Here is a 13,326-nt window from a genome sequence, read left to right as displayed (position 1 = left end):
GAACGGTCGCCTCGAGCACCTGCGTGGCCTGGCCCTCGGCTTCCGCAACCTCACCAACTACATCGCCCGCGCACTCCTCGAAGCCGGCGGATTCAGACCACACCTACACCCCGAATTGTGAAGAGCCGGTTTTCGGGACGCGCCTCACGGTCGGAATTCTGGTGGGTGTGGTTGTTGCTCATTGTGGTGCCGATTGTCGTCGGTTTTGTCCTGGTTCACCTGGGCGCCAACGTATTTCCGTCGTATGGTGAATGGACGTATTACACGGCTCCGGGAGAAGCCGCAACGCAGCGATATGAAAAGGGAAACGAGGCGTTCCTCATTCCGGCGCGAATCATACTCCTGGGATTGTTGCCGTTGTTCGGAATTTTGATAATTGCATTGGGCGTGCGCCGACTGCACGATGCGAACTTCAGCGGATTGTTTTACTTGCTGTACTTGGTCCCTTTGGGAGGTTTGGCCGTGCTCATTATGGAGATGCTGCCCGGTAAGCCGGAAGGTGCACGATTCGACGCCCAGCAATCCTCGGTGCAGCAGTACGGGCAGCCGCCGCAGGCATCCGGTCCGAACGTCAATCAGCCCATGCGCTAGTACCTCCTGCGGAGAAAAACCCGCCGGCCCGCCAGGGGACCGGCGGGTTTTCTATTTGCCTCGGGCGGTAATATTGAATTCGTTGCTTTGTAGGTCCGTGAAATTTCCTACCGATGCGTTGACTCTGCATTGGGGTGCAACGGACAGGGCGGTGACCGATTTTCCGTCCTTGGACACTACGGTATTTCCTGCGCATCCGTCGGTGAAATGTACGTCCTGTTTAGTGGAGGAAATCGACGACAGCATTTTTGACGGCTCGCCCTTGGATGGGCTGACGAAAAGCGGGTTGAGGGTATCCGGGCCGCTCGGCCAGATCGGGTATAGGGAGATATTCAGTGAAGACTGATTGACCGCTCTGTCGGGAGCCTTGACCTGAATGTCAGTGAGGCGCTGTGCTGGGTAGGCCGTGGAATGGGCACTTTCGTCCGTGGTGGCATCTTCGGTCTTGTCTCCCACGGACTTGACCCAGTCTTTGAGGTCTTTCTCTGAGGAAGAGTCCATGTGAACCGTCGCGGTGACCTCGGTCGAATCATTAGCGGGGATCTTGAGATCTTTGAGTTGCCAACCGCATTTGGCTTCGAGCCCGGTAACTGAGACCTGATTTCGTTGGGCGGACGCGCCCTCCCAATCCACCGACGGGCAGGATCCGCCATTGACTCCGGGAATGACCTCGAGGAAATCGCCAGAGAGGTCCGCTTTCTGGGCGGAATAGGTAATTTTCAGGCGAGCTGTCCCGGAGTTGGGATCGTATTCTGCCGAACGCTGCACGGATAAGCCGCTTGGCAAGGGCGAGGCGGGCTCACCCTGGGCGGCAAAGGATTCCTTCGGCTTGTCCTTGGACATTCCCGGACCCCAGATGAGAGCCGCGACCACTGCAAGCACCAGGATCACGCCTGCGCCGCTCAACAAGAGAACCTTGTTGGTTAACCACGCCGGGCGGCGGTTGGCTTCCTCAGGATGGGAGGGCTCTTGATCCAGCGGTTCGTCGATGTCGGGACGCGCCATGGGACGGACGATCGTCTTCTGCCCGCCGTCCCCCAATTCGGGAGTTTCTTGCGGGACCGCCTCTTCGGCTTCGCTCGGAACCGCGTCTTCAGTCCCTGAGTCACTTCCTTCCGCATCAGGGACGATACCTCGGTGTGCGGTGGTGGGCTTTTCTGCCTCGTCGAAGTACATGGGCTCGGGGAGGGGCGCCAGCGCGTCGAGGTCTTGGTATTTCTTGGCCAGCACGCGCGTTTTTCCGGCGGCCTCCGCGGCGGAAGGCCGATCTTCCGGATTCTTGGATAGCAAGCCCATGAGTTCTTGCCACAGTGGTAGCGGAAGGTCCAACCGGGGTGGTTGGGAGCTGACGTGACGGTAGGCGATCGCGAAGTCGGTGCCCGGTCCGGCGAAGGGCGTTCTCCCGGCCATCAGTTCGTAGAGCATGATGCCTGTGGCATACACGTCGGCGGGACCTCCCGTGACCCCTGTCGTGATGCTCTCCGGGGAGAGGTAGTACGGGGTGCCGATGATCCCGGTGGAGTGGCGGGTGGCCGATTCGGTCAACGAGGCGATGCCAAAGTCGGTCACGCGCAGGACGCCGTCGAGATCGCCTTGGGTTTGTTGGGAGAGGAGGACATTTTCCGGTTTGACGTCGCGATGCGCGATGCCGTGCTCGTGGGCATACGCGAGAGCATCGAATACCTGAGTCACCGCCAGGAGCGCCGCAGAGGGTTTAAGCGTCGAATGGTGGGATAGATATTCGCTGAGGGTGCCGCCGGGCTCGTAGTCCATGACGATCGCGAGACGATCCGCCTCGACGACGAGGTCTCGGACCCGGGCGATGCCCCGATGGTGGAGTGAGAGCAGAAGCGAGCGTTCGTGGATAAATCGCTCGACGAGTTTGGGATCCGTCCCGTGTTCCGGGTGCAGAACCTTGGCCGCCCGTATCTCTCCGGTGAGGGAATGCGTTACGGTCCACACTTCGCCCATGGCGCCGGAACCGACTTTCTCTGCAAATTCGTAGAATGCGCCGAGCGGTGCTCCCTGCTGGATTCCCTCCACTATTGGACCCCTGACTGAATACCCGCGATGTGCCGTGACAAAGCATACGCGACGAGGCTCATCCGGGCCCTGCCTTCTCGACGCCGATGTTTTTTACAGACTGTGACTGAGGGGCACCGGTTTCACTCAATAGCTGCTCGGGCGCTTGTGGCAAGTTGAGATATTTTCATTGTCAAGCAAAATACCTTCCCTTGAATATTGAATATTATGTCGTGATTGATTCATGTAATCTAAATCTCGCAATGGTTGGCCGATTAGTGTAACGGCTAAACAATTTCAAAACTTGTCGAAAAAGGATGGGATGACATGTCAGGACGCGTACTTAGCAGTGAAGAGGCCAAGCAGGCCATCACCCAGATTCAGAACATCATCGACGGTGGACTGACTGACCAGATCCAACAGCTCGACACCCAGGGGCAGCGCCTGTCCGAGCCGAACGTCTGGGACGGTCCGCTGGCCGAGCAGTTCCGCTCGTCGACCTGGCCCGAAACCAAGACCGCCCTGGAGAAGGCAAAGCAGGAACTCGACGAGCTCCGCACGCAGCTCCACAAGATTTCGACGGATATCTTTACCGCCGGCGGCGGCGCGTAAGCTCCGCGCCCGTTCCAGCAAGGTGGGGCTGATGTGATGGGTTGGTTCGAACGGCCTCGCACCAGCCCCATTTTTGCTGTTCCTATCTACTTAAAATAAAAGTTGAAATGCTAGCTTCAGGAGAAGTGTCCCGTGTCTGATGCCCTCAAGGGAATTGGCAGCGATGTCAAATTCGACTTTGGCGTTGCCGAAGACGTCATCTCGGCGTTCAATAACTGTGCCCAACTGATCGATGGACAGAAGTCTTCTCGGTCTGGTGATGTCGAGACGGGCAAGAAAGACTTCAAGGGACATTTCTCCACTCTATTTGCGGAGAATGCCAGGACCGCGGCCTTGGACGCGGACGAGCTGTGCACGCAATTGCGTCAGGTTGCGACGTCTGCCGGTGAACTGCGGGACTCGGCGAAAAAAGAAAACGAACGCCGTCGGCAGGCCAGGGAATGGACCCAAAAGCGGGAGTCGCGGAATGGGTTTCAAAAGTTTGTTGATGACCAAGTGATGGACCGCTTCACCGACAGCGATGAGCCTCCGGTGGGGCCGCCTGATACTCCCCCGCACCAGCCCCAGGCGGCGGCTCCCCCGAAAAATCGAGAGACGCCTGCCCCGGGCTCTTCCGGCGGTGGAGGGGGCGGCGTCAGCTCGGCCGTTCCGGGGAACCTGCGCTCTTTTGCTCGTGGTTCCAGTGGGAATAACGAGGCCTTGGCCAGCAAACCAGGAGAATTGGGCGGCAAACTTTCGGACTTCGCGAGCCAATGCGATTGGGGATCTCTCAACGCCGATGAGTTGATGAAGGACTTCGAAAAGTGGCTCGATCTCAATAAGGATGACGTCGACTGGGCCAATACGGTGGCCGACGCCTTCGAAGCGGCGGGCGGCGATGGAAACGTCAAGACCGTCTCCGATGCGGCCCTTCAGGCGTCCCTTGAGGCCAACGGTGTCTCCGCGTCACGTCAGGATCTGACCATCAATCCCCCGCAGGTCAAGGGCCATCCGCCGACGTCCGGATACGCCAATGACCCGGTTAACACAGCCACCGGTAACTTCATTGAGCCCGAAACTGATCTCGAGTTTTCTGGGGCGAGTGCTTCCCTGGCGCTGACCCGTATGTATAACAGCGTCGAGGTGGTTCAGCCGGATTCCTCTCGCGGGGTATTTGGCCCGGGGTGGGCATCCATTCTTGACACGACGTTGCATCTCAACGATGAGAGCGCCACGTGCGTTTTGGACGACGGCCGCCATGTGCTGTTCCCGCGTGAAGGTTCCGGTTATGGTCGGGCCGACGGCGAGCCATTTTGGTTGGCCCAAGAGGACTTTGACGGTCACATTCTGTCCGAAATGACTGAGCTTCTGGCACAGCACGAGGGCCAGAAGAACACCTCCCGCTCCGGCTGGGTGATTCGCGATAACGAGGGTGGCTGGTCCGCATTTACTCTCAGTGGACAGTGGCTGGGAGCCGGATCCGGCCCTGGAGCCACCATTGCGGCGTTGCGCGATCAGGACGGGGAAATTACCCGGCTTATTCACACTCGTGGACGATTCATCGATATTGAGTACCTTGAGGGGCGAGTGGCGGTGGCGAGGGCCTCCGACGGGCGTCGTCTCGAATACTTGTATGACGAAAACACGAATCTGGTGCAGGTCCGTACCGAGGTCGGTACTCGCGAATACCGGATCGATGAGCAAGGACTCATTGCTGCCGTCGTCGCCGAAACAGGCGTCGTCGAGGTCACCAATACGTATGACCAGCAGGGTCGGGTGACCGGTCAGGTTTCCGAACATGGGCGTCGGATTCGGTATGGGTATTTGCCGGGTCGTGTCACGGTGGTTTCGGACGAGGACGGTGGCAATTCCAACACGTGGATCGCCGACCAGCGTGGCCGAGTGGTGGGAATCATCGATACGGATGACAACCGCCAGTCCATGGCGTACGACAGCTTCGGTAACCGCGTCTCCGTGACCGAGCGTGATGGTTCGATCACCGTCCGTGGTTTTGATGAACGTGGACGGATGACGCGTGAGGTGACTCCCGAGGGTGGGGACTTCACCTATGGATACGATGAGCAGGATCGTCCGACGACCGTTGTCACCGACTCCGGCGCCGTCGTGCAGTACGAGTATCAGGACGACGTCGAACGGAACCCCTCGGTCATCGTGGACCCTGCCGGCGGGCGCAGCAAACTCACGTGGGAGGACGGGCTCCTGAAGCAGGTTCAGGACCCGGAGGGAGTGTCGGTTCGTTTCGGCTACGACTCCTTGGGTGACCTCGTTTCGACAACCAATGCCGCCGGGGACACCGCGCGATTGGTCCGCGACGACGCGGGCCGCGTGATTGAGGCTATCTCGCCGTCAGGTGCGCGCACTGCGTACGAATACGATGCCCTCGGATTGCTGACGTCGCGCGTTGATGCTGACGGCTCGCGCTGGCGGTTTGAACATGGCGCCGGGGGCCGAATCACGGCCATCGTGGATCCCGCTGGTGCCCGCACCGAATTTGAGTACAGTCCTTCGGGCGACCTGGTGACTACGGTCGATCCCCTCGGACGTCGCATGTCACGCGTCTTCGACGAAATGGGCAACGTTGAGTCGCTGATCCTTCCTGACGATTCGGCATGGACGTTTGTTCACGATGGGCTCTCGCAGGTCCGGAAGATTGTGGATCCCGCCGGTGGTACATGGCTGCGGGACTATGACCGCAATGGTGCGCTGACCTCGGTGACCGATCCGACCGGCGTGACGGAGAGCGTCGACTACGACCGCACCGCGCGCTTTGACCAGGTCCGGGACGCCTTTTCCTCGGTTCGCACCGACTACGACCAGTACGGTCGACCGAAGAAGACCACCGATGCCGACGGATCAGTGGAACTGATTTCGTACGACGAGTGCGGTCGACCCGTGGAGTTGGTCGACGCCGAGGGTGGCTTGACCAAGATCGAGTACGACCTCGCGGGCCGAACCACGGCAATCACCACCCCCGGAGGCAAGACATCTCGCTTCACCTACGACGCGTGTGGCCGTCCAGAGACTGAGGTAGAGCCCGACGGTGCCGTCACGCGCCTGGTCTACGACGCCGACTCTCGCGTGATTCAGCGGATCTTGCCGAGCGGCGACGTCGAGTCGGTGACTTACGACGTCATGGGTCGGGTTGTCGAAGCGACCTCTGCCGCTGGCAGCACGGCAAAGTACGGGTACGACAAGGTCGGGAACCTGGTCTACGTATCCGACGGACGTTATGGGCAGCGCCGGTTCTCCTATGACGAGGCCGGCCAGCTAGTTCAAGCAATCAATGGCCTGGGCGGAAAGACTCATTTTGAGTACGACGCCCGCGGTCGACTGGTCCGCGTCACCGACCCGATGGGTGCGGTGAGCCGTCGCGTGTACAACGAGATGGACCAGGTCGTCGAATTGGTGGACCCGGCCGGACGTGTCACCACCGGTGGTTATGACGCAGCCGGCCGTCAGCTCTGGCAGGTCGAACCGACCGGTCAACGCACGGAGTGGGCTTTTGACGAGGCGGGGTACGAGAAATCCGTGACTGTGGACGGCCGGTTGATTGCCGAGTCCATCTGCAATTCCGAATCACGCGATGTCGTACTGAACGACTACACATGCCCCGAGGCTAAGGCCGTTCACACGCTGAGCTACGACCGTCTAGGACGATTGATCCGCCGTGACCTGGAAACCCAGGGAGAACGTACCTCCATGGCATGGGGATACGACGCCGACGGCGCTCGCACCTTCATGGACACCCCCGTTGGGCGCACGACGTATTCCTACGACGACGCCGGCCGCGTGGTTTCCGTTGATGCGCCTGAAGCCGGCGAAATCACCTTGAAGTACGACGCCGCAGGTCGCTTGGTGAAGTCCGTTTCTGGAGCCGGTGAGCAAACCTGGGAATACCGGGACGGGCAGATGGTGACCCACCGGAGGGTTTCGCAGGAGGGCGAGTCGAGCACAACGCAGGTCTCCTACGACGCCGCTGGTCGGGTGGCTTCGGTCGATGAGTCTGACGGTGGTTTGACGGTCTACTCCTACGATGAAGCGTCGCAGCTGGTGGGGTCAAAGAACTCCGGTGCCGAGCATATGGACCGCACGTGGGTCTATGACGTGGCGGGGCGTTTGGTCCGAGAGTCACGCGATGGTGTGGAATTCTCGTACACCTACGACGTGGCATCGCAGTTGTTGTCGGTTGTGGGTTCGGATGGTTCGGAAGCGTCGTTTGTGTATGACGGTTTGGGCCGTCGGGTTCGTGAGGTTCGTGCGGATGGTTCTGTGCGTGAGTTTGCGTGGGGTCCGACCGGGTTTGTGGAGTCTGTGGCCACTGAGGATGCTGATGGTGGATCGGTTTCTGCGGTGGATGTGTGGGTTGATGTGACGGGTGAGCCGCGTCGGGTGAATGGCACGGGGTTGTGTTGGGATTCGGCGTCGGTGGTGCCGGCATTGGCTGGTATTGGCCAGATGTCTGTGGTGGCTTCTGTTGCTGGTGTGGCTGTGGGGGATTCGTGGTCTGTTGCGGGGTGGAAGCCTGCTCGTGTGACGGAGGTTTCTGATCCGTGGTCGGTTCCGGTGGTGGGTGCTGATGTTGCTGGTTTTTTGGGTCAGGGTTCTGCTGTTGGTCTGACGGCCGGTGGGGCTTTGAGTTTGGGTGGTTTGGAGTGGATGGGGGCTCGGGTGTTTGACCGGGGTTCTCGTGGGTTTTTGTCGGTGGATCCGTTGGATCCTGTGGTGGGTGCTGGTTGGTCGGGTAATCCGTATTCGTTTGCTGGTAATGATCCGGTGGGTGCGTTGGATCCGTTGGGGTTGTCTCCGATGTCGGCGGATGAGTTGCATGCGTATACGGAGGCGCATAAGAGTCCGTTGGAGAAGGCTGCTGGTGCTGTAGGTAACTGGTGGAAAGATAATTGGGAGTATGTGGCCGCGGGGGCGGCGATTGGTCTCGGCATTGTGGGTACTGCGTTGACGTTTACCGGGGTTGGGGCGCCGGTAGGGTTGGCGTTGATGGCCGGATCGGGAGCGATGCTCTCGGGTGGTATATCGCTTGCGAGTCAGAAGGCGCAGGGTGACGTGGATTGGGGCCAGGTGGGTAAGGATACGTTGATTGGTGGTGTATCTGGTCTTGCCGGTGGCGGTGCGGCTATGGCGGCAGGCAAGATAGCTGGCGGTGCTATTTCGACGGTGGGAAGCAAAATTGTTTCATCCGGTTCGGTCGTGCAAAAGATTGGGACGGGCGCGTCGAAGGCTTGGGCAGCTACCAAGAACTTCATAAAGAAACCAATTCCATTCACGAAGGTGTCAACACCCGGGATCAATTGGGTTACCAAGGCTGGAAGCGGCATCGAAGCTAAAGGTCAAGGGGTCGTGCAGAAGGGAATGGAGGTAGCTCAACAGCATCACTTCCGGCGGACCCTACCTGGCCAGATGATTGAGGGAAGCGTTGGGAACTCTGTCAACAATGCGCTTAGTTATGCAACCGGTCCTGGTCCGCATACACCGGGAGGCTTAGTTGGTTCGGCGGCAGGGGGAGTGGCAACAGGCTCCATGTCTCCCGTATCTGGAAAAATGCTCAAGGTGGCTTCTCCTAAAATTATGGGGAATATCGGTCCCGATGGTTCGGTAATAAACCGGGCCTTAAGCTCTGAAGCATCGACGGGAGTTACCAATTGGGTCGGTAGTAGAGGCATCGACTATGGATCCGGAGTTAGTAACTATTATCTAACGGACCACCCAGGAGCGGACGGAGGCTCGTGGCATGATGCCAATCAGGCGGGACTTAAAAGCGCTGCTAAGGGACAATCCAAGGCGTTTTCGAAGCAAATCATTGATGCTAGATAATATAGGATGATGATGTCTAAATCAAAGAGCGCGAAAATCGCTTGGAAGGATAGACCGCTTTCGTATAGGATTTTCAGAACAATCCTGAGTGTTCTAATATTTCTCTGTTTTATTGTTGCGCTCTTGGCATTTCCGGGAGTCAATATAGCAAATACGGTAGTAAATAAATTCTACCATCAGAATATAACCTGTACGGTTGAAAGCTCAAAACTGACTGCGCAGTCCGGCAGTGGAAATGTATCCGCGACAACTAAGAGCATATATATCAGAACCAAGGAATGCGGGTTGGTGGTCATGAGTAACACACACGAAAATCGTTCACTGCAAGAGGTGTCGGATGCTCTAAATAATAACAAAGGTAATAAGGTTGAAATGCAAGTAGGTGGATGGCAATTGCATAAAAATGAACACACCGCGTATAGAATTAAAATATGATTAGAATGTGCCATTCGAGCCATTTGCCAAACCTAGAGATTCTACGATGAGGCGATAAATCCAATGCCCAAAGAAAAAGTGAAATGGTGGAAGCTGATTGTCTATAGCTTGCTAACTGCAGCATCAATGATATTCATTATTTGGCTAATGGGGTAAGTATGCGAAATACACAGTAGCATATGCCCAACCACAGGAGATCCACTGAGTTCAGGCACCCTGGTATAGGCGGGTTCTGGTTGGTCGGGTAATCCGTATTCGTTTGCTGGTAATGATCCGGTGGGTGCGTTGGATCCGTTGGGGTTGTCTCCGATGTCGGCGGATGAGTTGCATGCGTATACGGAGGCGCATAAGAGTCCGTTGGAGAAGGCTGCTGGTGCTGTAGGTAACTGGTGGAAAGATAATTGGGAGTATGTGGCCGCGGGGGTGGCCATTTTTGGCGGCTTCGCGCTGATGTGTAGTGGAGTGGGTGGCATTGCCGGTGTGGCGTTGATGGCTGGTGCTGGGGGTCTGATGTCTGGTGGCGTTTCGGTAGCTTCGCAGAAGGCGTCTAACGGGTCAGTGGATTGGAAGAACGCGGGTAAGGACGCATTGATTGGGACTGCGACCGGTGCGGTGGGTGGTGCTGGCATGGCAGTTGCTAAGGGCGCCACGGAGGGCATGACTTCCGGTGGAACTCAGCTTGCGAAGGCAATGGGAATTAACGCTGGGGTTAACGGGGTGGCTGGTGGCGCGGGGTCCACAGTTCAGTACCTTGCGACGCATGGAGGCAGGATCGAAAACGGTCGAGACTTCGCGGGAAACGTGGTTGGAGGTACGGTGGCGTCTGCTGCTGGGGCCAATTTGGGCCCCGCGAGCGGTACACTCGCTAAGAAAATAGGGCCGACAATCAAAGGTAGCTCTGTTTTCAAGGCGGCGCCGAATAACATCACTAAGAACATCAACTTTAACGCCAATGGAAACGTATCCACATCGATCAAGACTCTTGGAACAATGGGGGTTGGAGCTGGAGGGTCAGTATTGTCCGAGGCTGATGCTGGGCGAGACCTTAGCGGCAAAAATGCTTTGACATCGGCTGCAACGTCCGGCGTATCTGCAAAAGTTGGTGACAAAGTTAGTAAGAATCCAACAGTTGGCTATTACACGAATCAAAGAGGCGTCAATACGCTAAAACAAATGCAAAGCATTGCGCCGAAGAGTATGAACGGACTGACGAACGTCTCCCAAACGAATACGAGAACGATGTACGGGTCCGCGGTGTCTGGAACAATCATTGGTACATCCATTGGGTACGGAACCGACAAAATCCAGGACGGCTTAGGACTCTAAATGCCAAGAAGGATAAAAAACTCCATAATTCCATTAATTACAATAGCAATTGGAATGATACCGTGGAATCATATTAACATATCGATATTTGCCGGAAAAATATTAGCGTGGGTTGCCGGAGCCACTATTTCAGTTGCACTATTAGCGGTGTTTCGCAAGACGAAATTTGCGCCATTTATATTCTTTGTTACGATCGCGACTACGTTTGTATACTCTGCGCTCGGCATACGAGTCGAAGGCTGGCCCACCAACTTGCCGTATCTCATGGGAGTACTATCCGCCATCTATATATTCAATATTATATTTGGAGACCCAGAAGATAAAGGGAGCTCAAGGGGTAACAAGAAAGAAAATCATGCAGATGAACGCATAAAAATCAGCCGTGAAGTCAAAAAGAAGGTCAGCTTTGATGGAGTCACAATATCCTCAAAAGATCAAGTAAAAAACCAAGATGCTGAAATTAATCTGGAATATATAAGTCTGGATGATCAATTTGCAAGTCCTATGGTCTCTTTCCAGAGTGGGTCTCTCCAAGCTAAATTCGATTTGGACGAATTGTCTGACAGTCAATTTCCTCGAGGAAAAATCGTTGATGCATCGAGTTCCACCAGCGAACCGGCATTCGTGACCGTCTACCAGCACTGTCACGAAGGGACAGACTTAAGTAAATTAGGAAATGGTATTGGTTATAACAGCGTGGTTTTCTACTTTCCAGAGTCCTCGAATAATACTATTATGGCGTTAAGCGTCAAGTCGACCGAGACCTTCCTGACTTGGATTGACGATGTAATGGGCACCGGAGAATCTCACGTCTAAGCTGAACAGGGAATAATACTAAATTCCTCACCTCAAGGTAACCATTGGATCCCATGTTTACGGGCCCTATTTGATCTCTGCGAAGTGATAAATCGTTTGATTTAGGGGAGCTATGGGTTATCTATTTTGGGATTCCACCATACTCGAGCTGCCGGAATGCCACAGACCTCGATAAAGCCATTAGATCTAATAATGTTATACGCGCAAAATAGGTATCAGTTGCCTTGGTGCAATCGAGCTTGAACATATTGGCTTCCAATCGAGGCTAAAATTTTAGTCATCTTGTTGATTGCTGGAATAAAAATCTAGCTAACAGAACTGGAATATGCACAATCGAAAATTCAATCGTAGCAACAGGATCAAATGGAAGGCCGGGAGAGGTTAGCCGTACTAAACTCTCTAGCAAGGGCTGCCCTGACATCTCCGAAGACAAAAGTAGTTGGAGTAAGAGAGATTCTTAGATCCAGGCGACACGCCTTATTTCTGGGAAAAGGGACAAATTCTCAAGCGACCGCAAACAATTTGAGTGGATGCTACATGGCAGGGCGGCTAGAGATCTTGATGGGCGGTTGAAGGCTGAGGGCCAAAATTTGCGGTGCAGCATTAAAATGACCGTACGGAACTCGTGATAGCAATCTAGTGAATAGCTGTGTTGGAATAGGTCGAACGGGATTGATAATAGTCTTGCGATAGTCATGATCTGACAGTATTGATTGAACAACGTACCTAGATATATTTCTGATCTAATGTAATAAATCCATGTTCTGATTTTGGAAAGACATAACTTCTGGTTTCTGCGGTGGATGTGTGGGTTGATGTGACGGGTGAGCCGCGTCGGGTGAATGGCACGGGGTTGTGTTGGGATTCGGCGTCGGTGGTGCCGGCATTGGCTGGTATTGGCCAGATGTCTGTGGTGGCTTCTGTTGCTGGTGTGGCTGTGGGGGATTCGTGGTCTGTTGCGGGGTGGAAGCCTGCTCGTGTGACGGAGGTTTCTGATCCGTGGTCGGTTCCGGTGGTGGGTGCTGATGTTGCTGGTTTTTTGGGTCAGGGTTCTGCTGTTGGTCTGACGGCCGGTGGGGCTTTGAGTTTGGGTGGTTTGGAGTGGATGGGGGCTCGGGTGTTTGACCGGGGTTCTCGTGGGTTTTTGTCGGTGGATCCGTTGGATCCTGTGGTGGGTGCTGGTTGGTCGGGTAATCCGTATTCGTTTGCTGGTAATGATCCGGTGGGTGCGTTGGATCCGTTGGGGTTGTCTCCGATGTCGGCGGATGAGTTGCATGCGTATACGGAGGCGCATAAGAGTCCGTTGGAGAAGGCTGCTGGTGCTGTATGGAATTGGGTGGGGGATAACTGGGAGTACCTAGCCGCAGGGGCCGCGATAGTTGGCGGTGGATTTTTGATGGCTACAGGGGTTGGTGGACCCATTGGGAATGGCGATGTGGTCCGGCGGATTTAGTGTTGCTTCGAAGAAATTCACCACCGGAGAAGTTAACTGGAAGTCGGTTGCTGTGGATACTGGGTTGAGGGCTATGGGAGGGCCGATTGCTAAGGCGGTTGGGCTAGTGGGAAAGCGGCTCTTCACAGATGAGGGTGTAGCTGTGGTGCGACCTGGGGCGGCGCGTCGGTGTCGGGGTGAGGGTCGAGGTCTTCCGATGATGGGAGTTCTCACACAACCCGTCCGGAAGACCTCGACGTGCC

7 protein-coding genes are annotated in these 13,326 nt (G+C 55.9%); 6 read left to right on the top strand and 1 reads right to left on the bottom strand.

Features of this window, described 5'->3' with window-relative positions:
• Positions 1–117: 117 nt before the first annotated feature.
• A complete protein-coding gene (locus tag D8M21_RS11120) occupies positions 118–591 on the top strand; it encodes a DUF805 domain-containing protein (RefSeq protein WP_053089985.1) in 474 nt (157 codons plus the stop codon).
• A 51-nt stretch (positions 592–642) separates the two neighbouring features.
• On the opposite strand, the gene D8M21_RS11115 is transcribed toward D8M21_RS11120, so the two are convergent.
• Positions 643–2,634, bottom strand: a complete 1,992-nt coding sequence (locus D8M21_RS11115; RefSeq protein ID WP_126855913.1) for a serine/threonine-protein kinase — start codon at positions 2,632–2,634, stop codon at positions 643–645.
• Positions 2,635–2,940: 306 nt separating this feature from the next.
• On the opposite strand from D8M21_RS11115, the gene D8M21_RS11110 reads away from it, so the two are divergent.
• From D8M21_RS11110 to D8M21_RS11090, 5 genes are all read left to right on the top strand, one after another.
• Positions 2,941–3,225 (top strand): hypothetical protein, encoded by a 285-nt coding sequence (locus D8M21_RS11110; protein WP_048681360.1) that lies wholly within the window; start codon positions 2,941–2,943, stop codon positions 3,223–3,225.
• 132 nt (positions 3,226–3,357) lie between these two features.
• Entirely contained in the window at positions 3,358–9,054 is a 5,697-nt protein-coding gene (locus D8M21_RS11105) for a DUF6531 domain-containing protein (protein ID WP_126855912.1), read from the top strand.
• A gap of 744 nt (positions 9,055–9,798) precedes the next feature.
• Positions 9,799–10,815 carry a hypothetical protein gene (locus D8M21_RS11100; RefSeq protein ID WP_148110450.1) on the top strand — a complete coding sequence of 339 codons (1,017 nt, stop codon included), beginning with the start codon at positions 9,799–9,801 and terminating at the stop codon, positions 10,813–10,815.
• Entirely contained in the window at positions 10,816–11,631 is an 816-nt protein-coding gene (locus D8M21_RS11095) for a hypothetical protein (RefSeq protein ID WP_126855910.1), read from the top strand. It abuts the gene before it with no gap.
• 979 nt (positions 11,632–12,610) lie between these two features.
• On the top strand, positions 12,611–13,084 hold the full coding sequence (locus D8M21_RS11090; RefSeq protein ID WP_126855909.1) for a hypothetical protein: 474 nt from the start codon (positions 12,611–12,613) through the stop codon (positions 13,082–13,084).
• Positions 13,085–13,326 lie beyond the last annotated feature (242 nt).

Source organism: Kocuria sp. HSID16901 (assembly GCF_003989425.1).
Taxonomy (GTDB): domain Bacteria; phylum Actinomycetota; class Actinomycetes; order Actinomycetales; family Micrococcaceae; genus Rothia; species Rothia massiliensis.
Note: the sequence above shows the minus strand (reverse complement) of the source record. Positions and strands in the feature narration are given on the sequence as shown.